At 61.0% G+C, this 20673-nt stretch carries 20 protein-coding genes; 9 read left to right on the top strand and 11 right to left on the bottom strand.

Annotation, left to right across the window (positions count from 1 at the left end):
- Positions 1-3: 3 nt before the first annotated feature.
- Positions 4-3150 (top strand): efflux RND transporter permease subunit, encoded by a 3147-nt coding sequence (locus tag BBJ66_RS27005; RefSeq protein ID WP_071091163.1) that lies wholly within the window; start codon positions 4-6, stop codon positions 3148-3150.
- 182 nt (positions 3151-3332) lie between these two features.
- Here BBJ66_RS27005 and BBJ66_RS27000 read toward each other — a convergent pair whose 3' ends face one another.
- The 10 genes from BBJ66_RS27000 to BBJ66_RS26955 are packed head-to-tail and all read right to left on the bottom strand — an operon-like array spanning position 3333 to position 10696.
- On the bottom strand, positions 3333-4370 hold the full coding sequence (locus BBJ66_RS27000; protein ID WP_071091160.1) for a Gfo/Idh/MocA family protein: 1038 nt from the start codon (positions 4368-4370) through the stop codon (positions 3333-3335).
- Between the two features lie 6 nt (positions 4371-4376).
- Positions 4377-4826: a type II 3-dehydroquinate dehydratase gene (gene aroQ / locus BBJ66_RS26995; protein ID WP_049734827.1), complete on the bottom strand. Its 450-nt coding sequence runs from the start codon at positions 4824-4826 to the stop codon at positions 4377-4379.
- A 32-nt stretch (positions 4827-4858) separates the two neighbouring features.
- Positions 4859-5227 carry a 5-carboxymethyl-2-hydroxymuconate Delta-isomerase gene (locus tag BBJ66_RS26990; RefSeq protein WP_071091157.1) on the bottom strand — a complete coding sequence of 123 codons (369 nt, stop codon included), beginning with the start codon at positions 5225-5227 and terminating at the stop codon, positions 4859-4861.
- Positions 5228-5242: 15 nt separating this feature from the next.
- The gene (locus BBJ66_RS26985) at positions 5243-6103 is read right to left on the bottom strand and encodes a shikimate dehydrogenase (RefSeq protein WP_071091154.1); all 861 of its coding nucleotides are present in this window, start codon (positions 6101-6103) and stop codon (positions 5243-5245) included.
- 18 nt (positions 6104-6121) lie between these two features.
- On the bottom strand, positions 6122-6856 hold the full coding sequence (locus tag BBJ66_RS26980) for an amino acid ABC transporter ATP-binding protein (RefSeq protein WP_049734865.1): 735 nt from the start codon (positions 6854-6856) through the stop codon (positions 6122-6124).
- A gap of 41 nt (positions 6857-6897) precedes the next feature.
- A complete protein-coding gene (locus tag BBJ66_RS26975; protein ID WP_049734824.1) occupies positions 6898-7722 on the bottom strand; it encodes a transporter substrate-binding domain-containing protein in 825 nt (274 codons plus the stop codon).
- A gap of 40 nt (positions 7723-7762) precedes the next feature.
- Positions 7763-8413, bottom strand: a complete 651-nt coding sequence (locus BBJ66_RS26970; protein WP_071091151.1) for an amino acid ABC transporter permease — start codon at positions 8411-8413, stop codon at positions 7763-7765.
- A 9-nt stretch (positions 8414-8422) separates the two neighbouring features.
- Positions 8423-9091 (bottom strand): amino acid ABC transporter permease, encoded by a 669-nt coding sequence (locus BBJ66_RS26965; RefSeq protein ID WP_049734822.1) that lies wholly within the window; start codon positions 9089-9091, stop codon positions 8423-8425.
- 46 nt (positions 9092-9137) lie between these two features.
- The gene (locus tag BBJ66_RS26960) at positions 9138-9959 is read right to left on the bottom strand and encodes a sugar phosphate isomerase/epimerase family protein (RefSeq protein WP_071091255.1); all 822 of its coding nucleotides are present in this window, start codon (positions 9957-9959) and stop codon (positions 9138-9140) included.
- Entirely contained in the window at positions 9959-10696 is a 738-nt protein-coding gene (locus BBJ66_RS26955; RefSeq protein WP_049734821.1) for a GntR family transcriptional regulator, read from the bottom strand. Before BBJ66_RS26955 ends, BBJ66_RS26960 begins: the two co-directional genes overlap by 1 nt.
- Before the next feature lie 255 nt (positions 10697-10951).
- Here BBJ66_RS26955 and BBJ66_RS26950 point away from each other — a divergent pair, with 255 nt between their 5' ends.
- The 5 genes from BBJ66_RS26950 to BBJ66_RS26930 all read left to right on the top strand — a co-directional run bounded on the left by BBJ66_RS26950 (position 10952) and on the right by BBJ66_RS26930 (position 16219).
- Positions 10952-11845, top strand: a complete 894-nt coding sequence (locus tag BBJ66_RS26950) for an intradiol ring-cleavage dioxygenase (protein ID WP_049734820.1) — start codon at positions 10952-10954, stop codon at positions 11843-11845.
- Between the two features lie 21 nt (positions 11846-11866).
- A complete protein-coding gene (hpaH, locus tag BBJ66_RS26945; RefSeq protein WP_049734819.1) occupies positions 11867-12649 on the top strand; it encodes a 2-oxo-hept-4-ene-1,7-dioate hydratase in 783 nt (260 codons plus the stop codon).
- Positions 12650-12656: 7 nt separating this feature from the next.
- Positions 12657-13421, top strand: coding sequence for a 4-hydroxy-2-oxoheptanedioate aldolase (gene hpaI / locus BBJ66_RS26940; protein ID WP_071091147.1), 765 nt, complete (start codon positions 12657-12659; stop codon positions 13419-13421).
- 11 nt (positions 13422-13432) lie between these two features.
- Positions 13433-14104 carry a transporter substrate-binding domain-containing protein gene (locus BBJ66_RS26935; protein ID WP_049734817.1) on the top strand — a complete coding sequence of 224 codons (672 nt, stop codon included), beginning with the start codon at positions 13433-13435 and terminating at the stop codon, positions 14102-14104.
- Positions 14105-14308: 204 nt separating this feature from the next.
- Positions 14309-16219: a beta-N-acetylhexosaminidase gene (locus BBJ66_RS26930; RefSeq protein ID WP_049734816.1), complete on the top strand. Its 1911-nt coding sequence runs from the start codon at positions 14309-14311 to the stop codon at positions 16217-16219.
- On the opposite strand, the gene BBJ66_RS26925 is transcribed toward BBJ66_RS26930, so the two are convergent.
- Entirely contained in the window at positions 16209-17132 is a 924-nt protein-coding gene (locus BBJ66_RS26925; protein WP_049734815.1) for an ROK family protein, read from the bottom strand. The genes BBJ66_RS26930 and BBJ66_RS26925 overlap by 11 nt on opposite strands.
- 294 nt (positions 17133-17426) lie before the next feature.
- Here BBJ66_RS26925 and BBJ66_RS26920 point away from each other — a divergent pair, with 294 nt between their 5' ends.
- The 3 genes from BBJ66_RS26920 (at position 17427) to BBJ66_RS26910 (ending at position 20577) form a co-directional block, all read left to right on the top strand.
- A complete protein-coding gene (locus BBJ66_RS26920; RefSeq protein ID WP_184343364.1) occupies positions 17427-18005 on the top strand; it encodes an exopolysaccharide biosynthesis protein in 579 nt (192 codons plus the stop codon).
- Between the two features lie 165 nt (positions 18006-18170).
- Positions 18171-19121, top strand: a complete 951-nt coding sequence (locus BBJ66_RS26915) for a sugar-binding transcriptional regulator (RefSeq protein WP_049734813.1) — start codon at positions 18171-18173, stop codon at positions 19119-19121.
- A gap of 145 nt (positions 19122-19266) precedes the next feature.
- Positions 19267-20577: an ABC transporter substrate-binding protein gene (locus tag BBJ66_RS26910; protein WP_049734812.1), complete on the top strand. Its 1311-nt coding sequence runs from the start codon at positions 19267-19269 to the stop codon at positions 20575-20577.
- Positions 20578-20673 lie beyond the last annotated feature (96 nt).

The raw sequence follows: 20673 nt of genomic DNA, 5'->3' as shown, positions 1-20673 counted from the left end.
ACCATGGACGCCAACACCACCGAAAAGCGGCCCTTCAACCTGTCGCGCTGGGCGATCGGACATCCGAGCATCGCCCGCTTCCTCTTCGGGCTGATCATCATCACCGGCGTGCTTGGCCTGATGCGCATGGGTCAGCGCGAGGACCCCGAATTCACCTTCCGGGTCATGGTCGTTCAGGCGATCTGGCCGGGCGCTTCCATCCAGGAAATGGAAGATCAGGTCGTCAACAAGATCGAACGCAAGCTGCAGGAAACGCCGCATATCGACTGGGTCAAGTCCTACACGCGAGCCGGCAGTGCGATCATCACCCTGCAGGTCAAGGGCGACACCAATTCGAAGGACGTGGCGGATGCCTTCTACCAAGTGCGCAAGAAGGTCGGCGACATCTCCAGCGAGCTGCCGCAGGGCCTGCTCGGCCCCTATTTCAACGATGAGTTCGGCGACACTTTCATCACGCTGCATTCGATCAGCGGCGAGGGCTATTCCTACCCGGAACTGAAGAAATTCGCCATCCAGGCGCGCGATATGCTGCTGACGACACCGGGTGTCGAGAAGGCTGTCATCATCGGCGACCAGCCCGAGAAGATCTATATCGATGTCTCGTCCAAGGCGCTCGCCGAGCGCGGCTTGACGATCCTCGAGCTGCAGAACGCCATCAAGGGCCAGAACAATGTCGATCCGGCCGGCTCCGTCGATACCGGCCTGCGCTCGGTACGCATCTCCGTCGAAGGCGACGTGAAGAAGGCGGCCGATATCCGCGAGCTGCGGCTTCGCGCCGGCGGCCAGGTGACACGTCTCGGCGATATCGCCACCGTCAGTTCCGGCCTCGAAGACCCCTATCAGCGCAAATACCGTTTCAACGGCCATGATAGCGTCCAGGTCGGCGTCGTGATGGCCAAGGGTTTCAACGTCACCGATGTCGGCAAGGGCGTCGAGGCGACCTATCAGCGCTTCGAGGAGGCGTTGCCTTACGGCGTCGCCGTCGATCAGATCGCCAACCAGCCCGACGTGGTGACGGATGCGATCAGCGAATTTATGCATGCGCTCGGCGAAGCCCTCGTCATCGTGCTTATTGTCTCGTTCCTGTCGATCGGCTGGCGTTCAGGCCTCGTCATTGCCATCGCCATTCCGCTGGTGCTCGCCGCCACCTTCGCCCTGATGTACGAACTCGGCATCGACCTGCAGCGCATCTCGCTCGGGGCGCTGATCATCGCGCTCGGCCTGCTGGTCGACGATGCGATGATCGTCGTCGAGATGATGGAGCGAAAGCTGGAGGAGGGGCTGGTCAAGATCGAAGCGGCGAGCTTTGCCTATTCCTCGACCGCCTTCCCGATGCTGACGGGCACGCTGATCACCACGGCCGGCTTCATTCCGGTTGGCTTCGCCGCATCGACGGCCGGCGAATATGTGCGTTCGCTGTTCTACGTCGTCGGCATTGCGCTCGTCACCTCGTGGTTCGTCGCGGTCTATTTCACGCCATGGCTCGGCTACATGATCCTCAAGCAGCGCCATCATGCCGGCGAGCATCACGACGCCTTCGACACCGGATTCTATCGGCGTCTGCGCGGCACGGTCGGCTGGGCGGTTCGCCACCGGGTCATCGTGCTGCTGTTGACGCTCGGCACCTTCGTCACCAGCCTCTGGGCCTTCCAGTTCATTCCGCAGAATTTCTTCCCGCAATCGTCGCGGCCGGAAATCCTCGTCGATCTCTGGCTGCCCGAGGGCACCAGCATCAAGGAAGTCGAGGTCCAGGCGAAGGCGCTCGAAGCCAAGATGATGGATGATCCCGACAAGAAGTTCATCGCCACCTATATCGGCGAAGGCGCACCGCGCTTCTTCCTGCCGCTCGACCAGCAGTTGCGCAATCCGAACTTCGCCCAGCTTCTCGTCATGGCCAATGACGAACCGGCGCGCGAGCGGCTGATCGTCAAGCTGCGCACGATCCTTGCGGAAGATTTCCCGGAGATCCGCGGCAAGGTCGACCGCCTCTTCCTCGGCCCGCCCACAGGCTGGCCGGTGCAGATGCGCGTCATGGGGCCGGACCGCCAGGAGGTGCGAGCAATCGCCGATCAGGTGAAGGCGCGCTTTGCGGCCAACCCGATGCTCGGCGCCATCCACGACGACTGGCTGGAACAGGTGCCGGCAATGAAGCTGGTGATCGACCAGGACCGCGCCCGGGCGTTGGGTGTGACTTCGCAGCGTGTGCGCCAGATGCTGCAGACCGCCATGTCGGGGGCGGCCCTCGACGATTTCCGCGACGGCGAGGAGACGGTCTCGATCGTCGCCCGCGAGCCGGATGCCAGCCGCTCGCTGCTGTCGGCGGTCAACTCGGTCTATGTCCCGACGGATTTCGGCGGCTTCGTGCCGGTCTCGCAGGTCGCCAAGGTCGTGCCGGTTATGGAGCAGGGCATCGAATGGCGGCGCAATCGCCTGCCGACGATCACCGTGCGGGCGACGCTGCCCGACGGCGTGCAGCCGAACGACGTGGTGATGAAGATGTATGCCGACATGAAGGACATGCGCGACAGCCTGCCGGCCGGCTACAATGTCGAAATCCAGGGCGGCGCCGAGGATGCGGCGGAAAGCCAGATGTCGATCGCCGCCAAGGCGCCGATCATGCTCGCCGTCATCATCGTGCTGCTGATGGTGCAGTTGCAGCATTTCGGCAAGGCGATGCTGGTGCTGGCAACCGGACCGCTCGGCATCATCGGTGCTGCGGCCGCACTGCTGATCAGCGGTGCGCCGTTCGGCTTCGTGGCGATCCTCGGCGTCATCGCGCTGCTCGGCATCATCATGCGCAACTCGATCATCCTCGTCGATCAGATCGACCAGGATATCAAGGCCGGCATGCACAGGCAGGAAGCGATCGTCGGTGCTGCCGTGCGGCGTTTCCGGCCGATCATGCTGACGGCGCTGACCGCCGTCCTGGCGCTGATCCCGATTTCGCGCGGCGTCTTCTGGGGTCCGCTTGCCTACGCGATGATGGGCGGCATCCTGGTCGCCACCGTGCTCACCATTCTGGTTCTGCCCGCCGGCTACGCCCTTTTCTTCGGCCGGGAGCCGAAGGCAAAGGACGAGCCAGGCCGAGATGCCGACGCCATCCAGGAAGAGGCGGATGACAGACATCCGCCGGCGTTGGCAGCCGAGTGAAGGCGGCGCGGCGAAAGTCGCGCCGTTTTCCTTACGGGTCGCAGATGTCTATCAAAACGCGTCTCTTGGGGCGGTTCACGGAAACGCGAACCGCCTGCTCCCTCCGCTTTTGAATTCCGGCGGACAATTCGCTTGTCGTCTCGAACTCCGAGCCTATGACGAGGGCAGGCACGCGTCGTGCTTCACGACAGCGCGACGCGTTGGAGCATGGCTGCGGACCGTTTGACGGCTTCGATTACCTTCAGCGTTTCAAGTCCCTCCCGCCCGCTGACCAGAGGCTTTTCGTGACCTCGGATGACCTTGCAGAACTGCCGTATCTGAAGGACAAGCGGATCCTCGGTCTCGACGTTGATGCGTTTCCTGTCGAAGGGCTCCAGCCAACTCCGCTCCGCTGGGTTGCACCATATGTCGAGCGAAGGAACGGCGAGCGAGCCGTGTGTTCCGCCAATCATGTAGCAGGCTTCTTCCGTCTTCGGATAGGCGGCGTTCTCCCCGGTCGTCATTTCCCAGCTCCATGGCGCGACAACGGAATCCGAAACCGACGCGGTGCCGAGAATTCCGTTCTTGAACTCGATTAGGATCACGGCTGTCTCCTCGACGGCGTTTCCACGCATTGCGTTGGACTCGCGCGCCTCGACGGCCGCGATATCCCCAAACAGGTAGCGAAGATTGTCGATGTCGTGGATCAGATTGAGGAACACAGGTCCCGCGCCGCGCTCCCGTCGCCAGGGCATGTCGAAATAGTCGTCCGGCTTGAACAGCCAGAACATTGCGTTGACGACCAGTATCCGACCGAGCCTCCCGCTTTCAATGATCTGTTTTGCTTTCTGCATCATCGGATTATGCCGGCGATGATGACCCGTCAGAAGCGGGACCCCCTTGGCTTCTGCCGTCTCTATGAGTTTCTCGCCGGCTGCAATGTCATCGGCAACCGGCTTCTCAATCAGTGCCGGGATGCCGGCTTCCACAGCCTCCATGCCGTTCGAGACATGCACTTGGTTGGGGGTGGCAATGATGACGCCGTCCGGACGCAGCACGGCGATCATGTCGGCAAAGCTCGGAAACCATCTGACGCCGGCCTCCGTTGCAATTTTTTGACCGACCGATGTGGGATCCACCACGGCGACGAGGTCCGCCGCGGGTTCTTCCAGGACATGTCGAATGTGACGCTTCCCAATCAGTCCCGCGCCGAGGACTGCTAGTTTGACCTGGTCGACCATTTTGTGTCAGCCGTTCTTCGGGGTCTTTAGCATTGTCGCGACGCGGCGGATGCCGAGCTGGTAGCCTTCCGTCCCAAGTCCGGCGATTACGCCGTCTGCCCTGTGGGAGACAAAGGAGTGGTGGCGGAAGCTTTCGCGCTTATGCACGTTGGAGATATGGATCTCGATGACGGGACCTTCGAATGTATTCAGAGCGTCGAGGATGGCTAGCGACGTGTGCGTGAATGCAGCTGGATTGATGACGATGCCGGCTCCATCCTCACGCGCTTCATGGATCCAGTCGATGATTTCGTATTCGCGGTTGCTCTGGTGGAAGCGGAGCTCGTGTCCGAGTTCCGATGCCAGTTTCCGGCAGTCGGTCTCGACGTCAGCCAGCGTTTCGTGGCCGTAGATATGAGGCTGGCGCTTGCCGAGAAGGTTGAGATTTGGACCGTTCAAAACATAAAGCAGGCTCATTGCAATTATCCTTGTGAAGGCAACGCCTGAGTTCAGGCGAACGCTATTTCCTGGAACGCGAAATCGGGATCGGATTCGTAGAGATCTGCGCGCAGCCCGAGCCGTCCTTCCTGCAATGCGGGTGCTGCGACATTGCGCGCGGCGTCGAGAACCGCTTTCAGCAGCTCTCGTTTCACCTCCGCCGGCCGTCCGGGAGCCATGCGCACAATGATCTGGATGAAGTGATTGTCGGCATGCTCGTCACCGACGCAGGAGAAAGTCGCTTCCCTGGCGAATGTGCGAACTATAGCAGGCTTTACCAGGCCCCCGTCGCGGACTCGGCGATGCACCGCTCTGGTCAGCTCGTCGATAACGACGCGTTCGGCAGCGCCCCGGCTATAGTCGATGATGATATGCGGCATCGCATGTCCTCCCGATCACACTGCAGCTCGGCACAACTCTTCGAAGTGACGCGACATGCGTTCCGCGTCCGGCTGCACGCCCGTGAACAATTCGAACGCGGCGGCGGCCTGGAATACCGTCATTCCACCACCGGGCAGCGTTCTGCAGCCCTTCTTCCCGGCCAAAGCCAGAAGTTCGGTCATAAGCGGCATGTAGACGATGTCAGCGACCCAGTGACGCGATTGAAGCAATCCCGGGTCGATCGGGATGCCAGGATGGCTTCGCATACCCGTCGGCGTGGCATGGATCAGCCCGTCGGCCGAAGCGAGCGTGGCGCTGACATCCCTGATCGGCTGTGCGCAGCTTTTTGAGAAGCGCTGGTTGAGCTGATCGGCAAGCGTGGCGGCGCGATTTGCGTCCTGGTCGAAGATCGACAGCATCTCAATTCCGAGCTTGATGGCTGCGTGCGCGACTGCGACCCCCGCGCCGCCAGCGCCGAGCAGAACCGCATGTGCTTTGGCAACATCGGGTAATCCGCGCTCGAAATTCTTATAAAAGCCATACCAATCGGTGTTGTGCCCGATCCGCTTTCCGTTGCGAAGCACGACCGTGTTGACTGCGCCGAGCATTTGGGCATCTTCCGACAGATCGGTAAGGTGAGCTACGACGGTCTGCTTGCACGGATGGGTAATGTTGCTTCCCGCAAAGCCTCGGCGTTCGATCTCGTCGAGAAGGTCTGGCAGCGCAGATGCAGGAAGATCACGCTCGGCCAGATCGAGAAGCTCGTACCGATATTCCAGTCCAAGCTGGTATGCTTCAGTCTCATGGAGAGCCGGCGACTTCGACATCTGAATGTCTGCGCCGATCAGCCCGACATGGAATTTCCTGTGGTCCATTTTGATAGCTCTACCGGATCAGTGATGGGCAAGTATTTCGCCGAGAAACGCCCTGGTGCGCTCGTGCTGAGGAGACTTGAAGAAAACCTCGGGCTCAGCCTCTTCGATGATCTCACCAGAGGCCATGAAGATGACCCTGTCTGCTACCTGACGGGCGAAGCCCATTTCATGGGTCACACAGATCATGGTCATGCCATCGCGTGCGAGCCCGATCATCGTATCCAGCACTTCCTTGACCATCTCGGGGTCCAGTGCACTCGTGGGCTCATCGAACAGCATCACTTTCGGCTCCATGCAGAGCGCACGCGCGATTGCGACGCGCTGCTGCTGGCCCCCCGAAAGCTGGGCGGGATATTTCTCCGCCTGATCGAGGATCCGGACACGTTCCAGATATTTTCGTGCCAGTCGTTCGGCGTCGGCGCGGCTGGTGCCACGAACGCGCATGGGGGCCAGCGTGCAGTTCTGAAGCACGGTCATGTGAGGAAACAAATTGAAACTCTGGAACACCATGCCCACTTCGCGCCGGATCGCATCCACTGCCTTGGTGCTGCCATCCAGCAACTGTCCTTCGACGACGATCTTCCCGTCCTGGATCGTCTCAAGCGCGTTGATGCAGCGGATCAAAGTTGATTTGCCGGAACCCGACGGGCCGCAAAGGACGATCTTCTCGCCTTTGCGAACGGACAGGCTGATGTTTTTCAGGGCATGGAAGGAGCCGTACCATTTCTCCATCTTCTCAAGTGAAATCAACATCGACTGATCGTTTGAAGAATTGAGCACGGCGCCCTCCAGCTTTACTTGACGGTGAACGGGATGTTGGGGATGGATTCGGGGAATGTCGGAAGGTCGATGCCCATCCACTTCTTGGTGATGGCCGCCAGCTCCCCGCTTGCCTTGATCTTGTCGATGAAGCTGTTGCTGGCTTCGTTCCAGTCTTTCTCGCCAAGGCGCGTTCCGACGCCGTTATAGGTCTTCAGGAAGTCGATCTTACGCTCGTAAGTCCCGGCGCTGGCCGCATCGAGCCTCTGTCCGTAGAACTGGTTGCCGCCGACAGCCTTCACCTGACCGGAAATGAGAGCCTGGATGGTGGCGGCGTCATCGTCGAACCGGCGGATCGTTGCAGTCGATCCTACGGCGTCCGTCACGGCCTTATCCTGCGAGCTCGACTTCGGCACGCCGATCTCCCAGGCCGCTACATCGGCCGGCGCCTTTACGGCATCGGCCTTCGCGGCATAGAGCGAGATTGTGTTCGCTGCGTACGGCTTGCTGTACTGGATCGATTTGGCGCGCTCCTCGGTCATGGCCATTGTGGCGAACAGGATATCGACCTTCCCCGTCGTCAGCGCCGGAATTCGGTTGGCGACGGCGAGCGGCTGGAATTCGACCTTCACGCCGAGTTCCTTGGCAAACAGCGTCGCGATATCCGCGTCGAAACCGTCCTGCTTGCCACTCGTATTCACAAAGCCCCATGGCGCGTTGTCGCCCTGGATGCCGACGACGAGAGTGCCCTTGGCTTTGATCTCTTCGACAGTGGCGGCCGATGCGGCGGCGGCGCCAATCGTGGCGAAAGCGGCCGTCGCAAAAGCGATTCCCAGAAATTTCCTACGGTTGGTCTGCATTGCTTATTCCTCCTCTTTGTTTTTGCTTCGAACGAAGCGGTTAGCGGACTGCTTTCGCCATCCGTTTTTCGAGGCCACTTCCAAGGTGCGACAGCGGCCAGCAAATGATGAAATAGATCACGCCGACGATCCCGAAGACGAGCAGCGGGCGGTAGGTTTGGTTCGAGATAATCTGTCCAGCTCGGGTCAGCTCGATGAAGCCGACGATCGCGGCGAGCGACGTTCCTTTGATCAGCTGGACAAGGAAGCCGACGGTCGCAGGCATGGAGATTTTCAGGGCTTGCGGAAGGATGACGTCTTTCATCCGTGATACGTAGTGCAGGCCCAGCGCGTTTGCGGCTTCGTTCTGACCTTTCGGCACGGCTTCGATGGAGCCGCGCCAGATCTCGCCGAGGAAGGCGCTCGCATGAAGAGTGAAGGCGATAGCCACCGCGATCCAGGCGTTGACATCAACGCCGAGCAGCGCCACGCCGTAGTAAACGACGAAGAGCTGCATCAGGAGCGGCGTGCCCTGGAAGAGTGCGATGTAGCCCGAAGTTGCGACGCGCGCCGTCCGGTTTTTTGATGTGCGCGCCAGGGCGATCACTATCCCGAACACGCCTCCGCCTACAAAGCCGATGATCGCGAGCAGGACGGTCCATTTCAGACCATGCAAGATGAATAGAAATTCGTTTTCGCCGATGGGACCCATAAGTGCCTCCTATCGCGTCGGGTAGTTGAAGTAGTGGCGGGAAATGAGGGCAAACAGGCCCATCATCAGGGTCGAAATCACGAGGTAGATGGTAGTTACGGAGAAGTAGACCTCGAAGCTTCGGAACGTGTCGGATTCGATTCTCTGCGCCGCCGACGTCAGCTCGTAGGCTGCGATCGAGGTGCAGACGGAGGTGGTGAGAGTCAGCATCACGAACTGACTGGTGAGCGATGGGTAGATTGCCCGAAGAGCCGGCTTCAGCACGATCAACCGGAAGACGTCGCCCTTGTGGAGGCCAAGTGCGAAGCCTGCCTCGATCTGACCCTTGCTGACGCTCTCGACGCCGCCACGGATGATCTCGATCGCGTATGCTCCGCCGTTGATGCCCAGTGCGATAATCGCGGTAACCGTCGGGTTGAGGCGTATCCCCATCAAGGGAAGCGCGAAGTAGATGAAGAAAATCTGTACGAGGAAGGGCGTATTCCGGACGATTTCCACGAACCCGATGACGGGAGCTCGAACGAGTCGGATCTTGGACGTTCTGGCGGCAACGCCGATAATACCGATGACCAGCGCGAGGACCATTCCGGCCAGCGCCAGTCCGATCGTACCGAGCGAACCCCAAAGCAATTCCGGGGCGCGGTCAAAGACCGCACCAAAATCGAATGTATAACCCATGTATGATTTCCTCCTTCCGGTGCGGATCACCTGCATCCGCGCCGGACTATCGATCCGGTCCGACTATTCTTTCCGCGCAGCCGAAAAGATGTTTAAGGTGGACCTCCGGCGCCATGGATCCGACCAAAGGCACCTCCACCGAGATGGACGCGGCGGCGCCGACCGCAGCAACCAGATCGTCCAACGGCAACTCACCTTCCCCTGGAGGCAGTCGGCCGCTTCTTGCTTCCGCGATCATTTCCTCCGGCTTCGTCGGCGCCGGACCGGCCACGTCGCATAGTTGGACGTGCTTCACTTTGTCGAGGTTGGCCCGTAAGTCTGCCAGAGCCGCGCCGTTCCTGAAGAAATGAATGCCGTCGACGAGAACGCCGGCATTCTCCATCCCCGCCTCGGTCACGAGGTCGATGCCATCTGCAAAGGCTTTGACAACCCGCCAGCCCATGTTCTCGATATCAACCGCCAACCCGTACCGTTCCGCGAGGACGCAGAAATCCGAAAAGTTCGATAGCAGCCTGGCATGATCCGGATCGTCACCGCAGACGCTGAGCCGACGCGCTCCAATATTCGCAGCTGCTGCGACGGTCGCCTCCACTGACGATGCGTCGAAAGCGGGATCGATCACGAAGAACTCGATATCGAAGACCTCGACTTCTTCGCCGGCAAGCACAGCCTTCAACTCTCCGGCTGCTGCGCTGCCGACAGGCAGTTCATAATACGGCGCACCGGGAAAGGCTGGATGGAGCCTGAGGCCGATCCTGGAGAAACCTGCCCGTTTGGCAATCTTCGCGAACTCCGCGGGGGGCAGCATTATAGACGAGAAATGCGCCACGCCGATCGGGACGGGCGACTTTGATGTTGAGGCGGCCATCATACGACACCTTTCGTCGCAAGATGATTTCGAAGATTGGTCCCGGTCCGGTGGATGTGCTGGCGCAGCTTCTCGCAGGCATAGTCAACGTCTCGCACCACCGCACCCTGCGCAATCTCGCTGTGCTCCTGGCCTACGTTGCGGTCCCCGGATGTACGGATGAGGAAGGCGCGGCGGTATCGGTCGTTGAGATTCAGCAGAAGATTGCAGAAGTGGAGAAGCAGCGGCTTGCCACAGCCCGAGATTAAGGTGAGGTGGAATTCGCGATGCAGCGCTTCCCAGTGTTCCAGCGTTTCGGGACGGGCGGCGTCGCGCTCGGTTCGGTTCAGGCGATGGAGCGCACGCATGATGTTGCCCTCCCACTCGATGTCGCCCATGCGAATGGATTCGCGCAGTGCGAATACCTCGAGCTCCTCCCGAAGGGTCGTAACTTCCTCGAGATTGGCAAGCGAGATCGGGGCGACGCGATAGCCTCGATTGTCCTGAAACTCAACCAGGCCGTCGGAAATGAGTCGGGCCAGGCCTTCGCGCAACGGGCTGAGGCTGACATTGAACGTCTTCCGGGCCTTGTCGAGATTGATCTTGCTGCCCGCCTCCAGTTCGCCGGAAATGATCGCCTCTCGAAGACGCGATGCGAGCTGGCTTCCGATGGTGTTTTTTCCATCGTCGGCGAAGGTGGCGGGCGGCGCATCTTCTTCTGTCGGCGCGCCATGGCCGCTGTCGTCGCTCGAGTCCATCACTCCTCCCAGGCAATCCGGCTTAACTTTCGATGATCGATATAATAAACGATTATTTATGTCAACTTGTCGTCAGTTCTAGCGATCGAGCTTCCTGGAGAAGGAGTGATTTTAACAAAATTTTCTTATGATAATCAATTAATTGATGGTGGCCTTCGCAAGAGATGAGGTAGGCGAGCGCGGTTGGGAGATTTTCGCTTGCTTGACAAATAATCGATTATTTTTATATTCGGCGCTCCATGAGGAGGTGGCTGAATGCCAATCAGAACTGAGAGCGAGGTAACGCCTGCCGTCGTCGCTGTGATGAACCGCACCGAGGATCCCAGGCTGCGTGAAATACTCGTCGCAATGGTGAAGCATCTCCACGCATTCGTACGGGAGGTCAGGCTTTCCGAAGCCGAATTCCGGGAGGCCACGGCGGTCCTCAACGAAATTGGCCAATTGCAGACTGACAGTCACAACGAGCTCGTGCTCATGGCAGGGTCGCTCGGGGTCTCTTCGCTCGTCTGCCTGCTCAATAACGGCGACAAGGGGCAGACAGAGACGTCGCAATCGTTGCTCGGGCCATTCTGGCGGCTTAACTCGCCGCGAGTCGAGAACGGCGGAACCATCATCCGGTCCGAGACTCCAGGCACGCCTTTGTTCGTCCATGCGAAGGTGATCGATCGGAAGGGCAAGCCTATCGTAGGCGCCGAGGTCGACGTGTGGCACGCGTCGCCTGTCGGTCTTTACGAGAACCAAGATCCCGACCAGGCAGAAATGAATCTCCGCGGGAAGCTCACCACGGACGAAGAAGGCCGCTTCTGGTTCAGGACGGTCAAAATGGTTGGCTATCCGATCCCAGTCGACGGGGTCGTGGGTCGCCTTCTCAAGGCGCAAGGCCGCCACCCCTATCGCCCCGCCCATCTGCACGCGCTCATCTTCAAGCACGGATACAAGACACTCATCTCGCAGGTCTTTGATCCGAGCGATCCGAACATCGACTCCGACGTGCAGTTTGGCGTGACCGCGGCGTTGACCGGCGACTTCGTCCGGCATGAAGAGCCACACCCGTCCGATACGGACATTTCAGGGCCGTGGTTCTCGCTCGATTACACATATGTCATGGAGCCAGGCGAGGCAGCCCTGCCACGCCCTCCGATCAAATAACGAAAGCAGCAGAGCCAAATCATGATGACGGACAAGGAACGCCAGGAGGCAGCTGACGCGCTGCTGAAGGCCGAAGTCGAACGCAAACCAATCGTCCAACCAAGCAAGACATATCCGAACCTGGACCTCGAAGACGCCTACAAAATACAAGCGCTCTGGGCGCAGGCGCGGATTGCGAAAGGCGCACGAATCGCTGGCCACAAGATCGGACTAACGTCGCGGGCAATGCAGATGGCCTCGAAAATGACGGAACCCGATTACGGCGTCATTCTCGACGACGCTCTCTTCAATGACGGAGCGCAGATCAAAGCGGATCTGTTCATCAAGCCCCGTCTCGAAGTCGAACTCGCATTCGTAATGGGCGAGGATCTCGAAGGTCCAAGCACCCGCATCTATGACGTCATGCGGGCGACCGAATTTGTCGTTCCCGCTCTCGAAATCATCGACTATCGAACCGAAGTGCCAAGAGCCATCACCGACACAATCGCCGACAACGCGGCTTTCGGAGCGATCGTCATAGGTGGTCGCATCGTTCGACCGATGGATGTCGATATCCGCTGGGTCGGTGCGACGCTTTCGAAAAACGGCATCATCGAGGAATCCGGCGTTTCCGCAGCCATCATGGGCCATCCAGCCGCCGGAATTGCATGGCTCGTGAACAAGCTCCATGCTGTCGGGGGCGGCTTGAAGAAGGGCCAGATCGTTCTTGCCGGCTCGTTCACCCGCCCCGTGGATATCGCCAAAGGCGACGTCATCCAGGCCGATTATGGGCCGGTCGGCTCCATCGGCGTTTCGTTCGTGTGAGGTGGCGATGGAACTCCCTGTCAATCACTTTAAACGAAAGCTCATGGCCGGACAAAGCCAGATCGGTCTATGGTGCGGCCTTCCGGGAAGCTACGCAGCGGAGATCGTCGCGCCATCGGGTTTCGACTGGCTGCTGTTCGACACCGAGCATTCTCCCAGTGACGTCCTCACCGTCCTGCCCCAATTGCAGGCGGTCGCGCCCTACAAGGTTTCGCCCGTCGTACGCCCTGCCTTCAACGACCCCGTGCTGATCAAGCGGTTCCTGGACATCGGCGTGCAGACGCTGCTTGTTCCATATGTGCAGAATGAGGAGGAGGCGATGGCCGCTGTAGCAGCCATACGGTATCCGCCGCGCGGGATTCGTGGTGTCTCCGCCTTGACGCGTGCCACCCGCTTCGGGCGTGTTGCGAACTACGCGCAGATCGCGGAGCAGGAGATATGCCTGCTTCTTCAAATCGAGACCCGTGAAGCGCTCGATCGTCTCGAATCCATCGCCGCTGTCGAAGGAGTGGACGGCATCTTCATCGGACCGGCTGATCTCGCGGCGAGCTTTGGCCATCCTGGTCAACCGGGTCACCCTGATGTGGTTGCTGCGATCGAAGACGCGATAAGGCGTCTGAAGGCGCTTGGGAAACCGACCGGCATACTCACCCCCGACCAGAAGTTCGCAGCCCGCTGCATTTCGCTGGGGACGCTGTTTACCGCAGTCGGTGTAGACGTCGCCCTGCTTGCAAGAGGATCCGAAGCGCTCGCGGACAGGTTCGCATCTTAGGGAGTTCGAAGATGCCGACGCGGAAGCAGATTTTGGCTGAGATAGCGCCGACCGGCGCGATCAGGGCCGCCGTCAACATGTCAAATTCGGCGTTGGTCCGACGGGACGATGAGGCGGGCGCCTTGGTCGGTCCGAGCGCCGAGATAGCCCGCAAGATCGCCGAACAACTTGATTGCGGCCTCTTCCTGATCCAGTACGGCTCGGCCGCCGACATACTCGCCGATGCAGACGGCGATGAATGGGACATTGCTTTCATTGCTTCGGATCCATCCAGAGCCGACCGTTTCTCCTTTTCGCCTCCATACATCTCCGTCAAAGCGACCTACCTCGTGCCTGACAGTTCGTCCTTCCGGCGGGTCCAGGACGTTGACGTCGAGGGAGTCCGGATCGCCTCTGCAAGGAGTGCAGCCTACACGAAACAGCTCGAACGAATGCTTGAAAGAGCAACGGTTTTCCACACTGACAGCCCCGCAGCAGCCGTCGATCTACTTGTCGGATCCCAGTGTGACGCGGCTGCCGGGTTGACCGAATATCTCATTCAGACTTCGGTGCGCATTTCGGGCTTCCGGCTCTTGGAAGAAACATTCTCCGAAATCCCCCAGACGATCGCCGTGCATAAAAGAGCCATCCATGCCTCAGCCTTTTTCGCAGATTTCATACGCCATCTGCATGGCGCCCCATAGGCGATCTGGTCGCCGGGGTCCGCTTGGCTGCGGTATGATAGGCGGCATCCTCGTTGCGACCGTACTGACCATTCTGGATTCTCATCGCTATTCGCCTCGCCTGAGTTCGCGCCGATTCCATTGCCGTCCCGAACAGGCTAAGCTGCAAAGGAATGCCGGAAGTCAGCCGTGATCCCGGCCGTTCGTTGACGGGGAGGGCGCGACATGGTCGATTATCGTCTTGAGACAAGCTGGTGCCCGGTCGAAGGCAGTTTCGGGCGCTTGACCTTCACGCTCCGCAATCTTTCGGCCGAGCCGCTGTCCGGCTTCTCGCTCGCCTATACGTCGGAGACGCGGGTTGCCGACAAGCATGTCTGCGACGGCGGCAGCATCAAGCGACAGGTCGCGCACTTCCATGAGTTCCTGCCACCCGAGGGGCTGAGCGTGCCGCCGGAAGGGTGCTGGCGGTTCACGGTCGAGGGGCTGAGCAGAGAGCCGAAACATGTCACGGCTGGCGTTAAATCCGCCTATCTGACACTGGCCGACGGCCGTCACCTTCCCGTCGATTTCGGCGATCTGATGCTCGAAGGCCGGGATGGCGGTGTGTCGCCGCCGCTCTTGCCGCCTGGTAAGGCCGATGAACCCTATGCGTTGCTCCCTTGGCCGCTATCGCTCGGGCTGAAGGCGGGTGACTTGCCGGCCACCCTCTATCCGGCCGAGAGGACGCGGCCTGATGCGATCGAGGCCCTCTCTCAGGTTCTTTCACTTTACCAGCGCTTCTACCCAGCCGAAGACGCGCCATTTTCGCTGAGTGATGTCGAAGGCGGGCGGCGTATTCGTTTCGTCGCCGAATCGTCGATCGCCGCCTTCGCCTACGAGCTGCGTTTCACCGCGCATGAGATCGTGCTGTCGAGCGCCGATGAAGCGGGGCGGCGCTATGGGCTGATCAGCCTGGCGCAACTGCTGCATGGCGCCCGCACCGATGGTGAGCGCTTCAAGTTCCCCAATTTCGGCACGATCGCCGACCAGCCGCGTTATGACTGGCGCGGCTGCCATCTCGATGTGTCCCGGCAGTTCTATCCGGTCGCCGACGTCCTGCGGCTGATCGATATTCTCGCCTGGAACAAGCTCAATATCTTTCATTGGCACCTGACCGACGACGAAGCCTGGCGGCTGGAGATCAAGGCCTATCCGGCGCTGACGGAGATCGGCGCGCGGCGCGGGCCGGATGAGGTGCTCGTGCCGCAACTCGGCGACGGAGCGGAAACACGCGCCGGCCATTACACGCAGGATGATATCCGGCGGATCGTTGCGCATGCCACCTCGCTCGGTGTCGAGGTCGTGCCGGAAATCGACATTCCCGGCCACAGCACCGCAGCCTTGCTCTCGCTGCCGGAGCTCGTCGACGGGCAGGAGGCGCCGGACAGCTATCGCGCGGTGCAGGGTTATCCCAACAATGCCCTCAATCCCGCGGTCGAATTCACCTATGAATTTCTCGGCAAGGTGTTCGACGAGATCGTGGCGCTGTTTCCGAGCGCGTATCTCCATATCGGCGGTGATGAGGTGGCGCAGGGCGCCTGGCTTTCCTCCCCTCTCTGCCAGGCGCTGATGAGACGGGAGAAGCTTGCCGGCACCGCCGAGCTGCAGTCCTATTTCCTGAAACGCATCAAGACGATGCTGTCGGAGCGTGGCCGGAAGCTCGCCGGCTGGAACGAGGTCTCGCATGGCGGCGGCGTCGACCGCGACGGCACGCTGCTGATGGCCTGGGAAAAGCCCGCCGTCGGCATCGAGCTGGCGCAGCAGGGTTACGACGTGGTGATGACGCCGGGGCAGGCCTATTATCTCGACATGGCGCAGGCCGAAGCCTGGGCCGAGCCCGGCGCGGCATGGGCAGGCCATTCGGCCCCGGAACACACCTATGCTTACGAGGCCGAGGGCGAGCTGCCGCAGGCGCTGCAGCAGAAGATACGCGGCATCCAGGCCTGCATCTGGACTGAAAACTTCATCTCGCGCGCCTATTTCAACCGGCTGGTCTTTCCGCGTCTTCCGGCTGTCGCCGAAGCTGCATGGACACCGTTGGACCGGAAGGATTGGGACCGGTTCGCAGCGATCGTGCGGATGTGGCCTATGCTTTAGAAAGCAACGGTTCCGCTTTCAGCCCCAGCAGCGCTGCGCCGATCAGACCGGGTTCGATGCGGCATTGGCTGCGCACCACCAGCGGCCGGTCGAATTTGCGCAGAATGCGGGCGCGCACGGCGTGGTCGAGTTCGGCAAGCAGCGGCTCGACATTGGACAGACCGCCGCCGACCGGGACGATGGTGGCGCCGGTGATGTTGATCGTCAGCGCCAGGGGCGAGGCGACGAGATCGACATAGACGTCGATCGTCCGTGTCGCCTCCTCCTCGCCATGTTGCCATTGAGCGATGATCTCTTCGCTGGAAAGGTCGAGATCATGCAGCGTCTTGTGCAGCCGTTCCAGGCCGCGGGCGCCGCCGACGGTGTCGACGCAGCCTTTCTGGCCGCAGCCGCAGGCATAGGCGGGAATGGCGACCGGCGGATTGCCGGCCGCGGATGCGATGATCGGCCCGTGACCCCATTCGCCGGCGAAGCCGCCGGCCTCGTTGACGAGACGGCCGTCGGCGACCAGGCCGCCGCCGACGCCGGTGCCGAGAATGGCGCCGAAGACGATGCGGTGGCCGCGACCGGCGCCGAGGCCGGCTTCGGCGATTGCGAAACAGTCGGCGTCGTTGGCGATCAGCGCCGGTAGGCCGAGTTCGGCTTCGAGATCGGCGGCCAGCGTCCGGTCATGGATGCAGGGGATGTTGGCGCAGATCAGCCGCTGCGTATCGGGATCGACGACGCCGGCGATGGAGAGCGCGATACGGCCCGGGTTTTCGCCTGTCTCGGCGATGATGGCGCGCAAGGTCGCGACGAAAGCGGCAAAATCATCTCTCGGCGTTGGTCGCCGGCCGAGGGGGACGATGTCCGTCTCGGAGCGGGCGATGCCGCCCTTGATGGCGGAGCCGCCGATGTCGAATGAGATGATCATTGCCACCCTGCCGTTTCTCTGGTCTGTGGTGTCTGCTCGCACTGTTGGCGGCGAATTACAAGCCTTCATTCCGTTGCCCGCCAGGCGCTTGCGGCGTAGAGGGGGATGATCGGGCCAAATCGCCGTCAACGGCTATTCCCGTCCCACAAGTCATTCAATTGGCATATTGCGCGGCCAAAATCCGAGCCTGCACTTCCATCATCCACTGGTATCATGACCATCGAAAACGCCGATTCCCACAGACGCAGAAGACCACGTCCACCCCGTCCCAAAGGTCGCCGCCTCTCATCCATCCTGCGGCAGCTGGCCGCCGACCGGAGCCGGGAGCGGATTTCGATCGGCGACCTGTTTCAGACGATGGGCGACAGGGCGATCAGCGCGTTGATGCTGATCTTCGCGCTGCCGAACGCTTTTCCGACGCCGCCCGGGACGTCGGCCGTCCTCGGCGCGCCGTTGGTCTTCCTGGCGGTGCAGTTGACCTTCGGGCTGAAACCCTGGCTGCCGAGGGTGATTGCCGACCGTTCGATGCGGCGGGAGGATTTCGAAACCATTGTTGGCCGCATCCACCGCTGGCTGGCCTGGGCGGAGCGGATGCTGAAGCCGAGGCTGGCGATCTTCGCCGAGCCGCCGGCGGAATATCTCGCCGGGGCGGCCTGCCTGCTGCTGTCGATCGTGCTGCTGCTGCCGGTCCCGCTCGGCAACATGCTGCCGGCGATCACGATCTCGGTCTTCGCCTTCGGCATATTGGGCCGCGACGGGCTCTTCGCGCTGATCGGCTTTATCATGACGGCGGTGTCGCTGGTCGTTGCCGGCGGTGTGATCTACGGCCTGGCGAAGACGGCGATCTATCTCGTCATGCGATGGTTTGCCTGAAAGGGGGGGTGCCTGAATGGGTTTGCCTGGGTGACGTCGGTTATTTGACGGCGCTCATTTCAACAGGCTCGACATTTGCCGGAATTTTGTTTTCATCTGGCGCGATAGAGTTTGAAATCATGTTCGGCGGCGGCACGCCGGCTCACTTTGCGTGGTAGGCATTCAATGGCAAAAAGATCCGAGACCGCGGCACGCCTCGACGATGCGGCACGTGCCGGCTGGCTCTATTACGTCGCCGGGCGCACGCAGGATGAAATCGCCGCCGCGATGGGCATCTCGCGGCAATCGGCGCAGCGGCTGGTGTCGCTGGCGGTCGCCGAGCGTCTGATCAAGGTGCGGCTCGACCATCCGATCGCCGCCTGCCTGGAACTCGCCAGTCAGCTGCGGCGGAAATTCGGGCTGAAACATGTGGAAGTGGTGCCGAGCGATTCGGGGTCGTCGGCGACCGTCGGCATTGCCGAGGCGGCCGCGGCCGAGATCGAACGATGGCTCAAACGGGCCGAGCCGATCGTGCTTGCCGTCGGGACCGGCCGTACGCTGAAGGCGGCCGTCGACCAGCTTCCGGCGATCGAATGTCCCAATCACCGCATCGTTTCGCTGACCGGCAATATCGCCCCGGACGGATCGGCCGCCTATTACAACGTCATCTTCAGCATGGCCGATGCGGTGAAGGCGCGGCACTATCCGATGCCGCTGCCGGTGCTTGTCACTTCGGCGGAAGAGCGGGAGCTGCTGCATGGCCAGCAGCTGGTGCGCTCGACGCTCGACATGAGCGCGCAGGCCGATGTCACCTTCGTCGGCATCGGCGAGCTCGGCATCGACGGGCCGCTCTGCGTCGACGGTTTCCTCGAGAAGGACGAGATGATGGAGCTGATGCGCGGCGGCGCGGTTGGCGAGATCTGCGGCTGGATCTTCGATGTCGACGGCAGGTTGCTCGACAACCCGATCAATGAGCGCGTCGCCTCGGCGCCGATCCCGTCCCGCGAGGCGTCGATGGTCATCGGACTGGCCAAGGGCAAGCGCAAGTTCAAGGCGATCCGGGCCGCCGTTGTCGGCCAGCAAATCAATGGATTGATCACCGACGAAGAGACGGCCGAGTTTTTGCTCAAGAGCTGAGCAAAAAATTCTCCCTTTTTATTCAATGGGATAAACATGTCCTTCGGCATCGCAGCAACGATTGCCGATTGACATTCTTTACTGCTTGGTGAGTAATTGCCCATGAGCGAAGCGAATGCTCACACCCATCTTCTGGGAGGAAGATATGACATTGAGAACTTTTCTGCTGGGCGCCTGCTCAGCGCTGGCGTTTGCCGGCATGGCTTCGGCCGAAACGCTGACAATCGCAACCGTGAACAACGGCGACATGATCCGGATGCAGAAGCTGACGGATGATTTCAAGGCGAAGAATCCCGGCATCGACCTTGAATGGGTCACCCTCGAAGAGAACGTGCTGCGCCAGAAGGTCACGACCGACATCGCGACCAAGGGCGGCCAGTACGACGTTCTGACGATCGGCACCTACGAGGTTCCGATCTGGGCAAAGCAGGGCTGGCTATTGCCGCTCGACAATCTCGGCGCCAATTATGACGTCGACGACCTGCTGCCGGCGATCCGCAGCGGCCTGACCGTGGACGGCAAGCTCTATGCGGCGCCGTTCTACGGCGAAAGCTCGATGGTCATGTATCGCAAGGACCTGTTCGACGCCGCCGGCCTGAAGATGCCCGACGCGCCGACCTGGGATTTCGTTGCCGACGCTGCCCGCAAGATCACCAACAAGGACAAGGAAATCTACGGCATCTGCCTGCGTGGCAAGGCCGGCTGGGGCGAGAACATGGCCTTCCTGACGGCCATGTCCAACTCCTTCGGCGCGCGCTGGTTCGACGAAAAATGGAAGCCGCAGTTCGATCAGCCCGAGTGGAAGGAGACGCTCGACTTCTACGTCAAGCTGATGAAGGATGCCGGCCCTCCGGGCGCTTCCTCCAACGGCTTCAACGAGAACCTGGCGCTGTTCCAGACCGGCAAGTGCGGCATGTGGATCGACGCAACGGTTGCGGCTTCCTTCGTCGCTGATCCGAAGCAGTCGCAGGTCGCCGACAAGGTCGGCTTTGCGCTCGCCCCGGACAAGGGCCTCGGCAAGCGCGGCAACTGGCTCTGGGCCTGGAGCCTCGCCGTCCCGGCAGGTACACAGAAGGCGGAAGCTGCCGAGAAGTTTGTCGCCTGGGCGACGAGCAAGGACTACAGCAATCTCGTTGCTGAGAAGGAAGGCTGGCTGAACGCACCTCCGGGCACCCGCAAGTCGCTCTATGCGAATGCGGACTACCAGAAGGCGGCGTCCTTTGCCAAGATGACGCTCGACTCGATCGAGGCGGCCGATCCGACCAAGCCGACCGTCAAGCCGGTCCCCTATGTCGGCGTCCAGTTCGTGGCGATCCCGGAATTCCAGGGTATCGGCACGGCGGTAGGGCAGCAGTTCTCGGCAGCGCTTGCCGGCCAGATTTCGGTCGACCAGGCCCTGCAGAGCGCACAGCAGCTGGCAACCCGCGAAATGACCAAGGCCGGCTACATTAAATAACACCTCCTGAGCAAGAGGCGGATCCTTGACAATCCGCCCCTCTGGGCCGCCGATGCCCGAACTGCATCGGCGGCCGCTTTTTCAGACAAAGCTTTC

The sequence above is a fragment of the Rhizobium sp. RSm-3 genome, from assembly GCF_001854685.1.
Taxonomy (GTDB): Bacteria; Pseudomonadota; Alphaproteobacteria; order Rhizobiales; family Rhizobiaceae; genus Rhizobium; species Rhizobium ecuadorense.
This window is presented reverse-complemented; position numbering and strand designations above follow the sequence as displayed.

Excerpts from the sequence above, each read along its gene's own strand:
- BBJ66_RS27005 (WP_071091163.1), top strand. The coding sequence starts at position 4 with ATGGACGCCAACACCACCGAAAAGCGGCCCTTCAACCTGTCGCGCTGG.
- BBJ66_RS27000 (WP_071091160.1), bottom strand. The coding sequence starts at position 4,370 with ATGGTCGACCAGGTCAAACTAGCAGTCCTCGGCGCGGGACTGATTGGG.
- aroQ (WP_049734827.1), bottom strand. The coding sequence starts at position 4,826 with ATGAGCCTGCTTTATGTTTTGAACGGTCCAAATCTCAACCTTCTCGGC.
- BBJ66_RS26990 (WP_071091157.1), bottom strand. The coding sequence starts at position 5,227 with ATGCCGCATATCATCATCGACTATAGCCGGGGCGCTGCCGAACGCGTC.
- BBJ66_RS26985 (WP_071091154.1), bottom strand. The coding sequence starts at position 6,103 with ATGGACCACAGGAAATTCCATGTCGGGCTGATCGGCGCAGACATTCAG.
- BBJ66_RS26980 (WP_049734865.1), bottom strand. The coding sequence starts at position 6,856 with ATGTTGATTTCACTTGAGAAGATGGAGAAATGGTACGGCTCCTTCCAT.
- BBJ66_RS26975 (WP_049734824.1), bottom strand. The coding sequence starts at position 7,722 with ATGCAGACCAACCGTAGGAAATTTCTGGGAATCGCTTTTGCGACGGCC.
- BBJ66_RS26970 (WP_071091151.1), bottom strand. The coding sequence starts at position 8,413 with ATGGGTCCCATCGGCGAAAACGAATTTCTATTCATCTTGCATGGTCTG.
- BBJ66_RS26965 (WP_049734822.1), bottom strand. The coding sequence starts at position 9,091 with ATGGGTTATACATTCGATTTTGGTGCGGTCTTTGACCGCGCCCCGGAA.
- BBJ66_RS26960 (WP_071091255.1), bottom strand. The coding sequence starts at position 9,959 with ATGGCCGCCTCAACATCAAAGTCGCCCGTCCCGATCGGCGTGGCGCAT.
- BBJ66_RS26955 (WP_049734821.1), bottom strand. The coding sequence starts at position 10,696 with ATGGACTCGAGCGACGACAGCGGCCATGGCGCGCCGACAGAAGAAGAT.
- BBJ66_RS26950 (WP_049734820.1), top strand. The coding sequence starts at position 10,952 with ATGCCAATCAGAACTGAGAGCGAGGTAACGCCTGCCGTCGTCGCTGTG.
- hpaH (WP_049734819.1), top strand. The coding sequence starts at position 11,867 with ATGATGACGGACAAGGAACGCCAGGAGGCAGCTGACGCGCTGCTGAAG.
- hpaI (WP_071091147.1), top strand. The coding sequence starts at position 12,657 with ATGGAACTCCCTGTCAATCACTTTAAACGAAAGCTCATGGCCGGACAA.
- BBJ66_RS26935 (WP_049734817.1), top strand. The coding sequence starts at position 13,433 with ATGCCGACGCGGAAGCAGATTTTGGCTGAGATAGCGCCGACCGGCGCG.
- BBJ66_RS26930 (WP_049734816.1), top strand. The coding sequence starts at position 14,309 with ATGGTCGATTATCGTCTTGAGACAAGCTGGTGCCCGGTCGAAGGCAGT.
- BBJ66_RS26925 (WP_049734815.1), bottom strand. The coding sequence starts at position 17,132 with ATGATCATCTCATTCGACATCGGCGGCTCCGCCATCAAGGGCGGCATC.
- BBJ66_RS26915 (WP_049734813.1), top strand. The coding sequence starts at position 18,171 with ATGGCAAAAAGATCCGAGACCGCGGCACGCCTCGACGATGCGGCACGT.
- BBJ66_RS26910 (WP_049734812.1), top strand. The coding sequence starts at position 19,267 with ATGACATTGAGAACTTTTCTGCTGGGCGCCTGCTCAGCGCTGGCGTTT.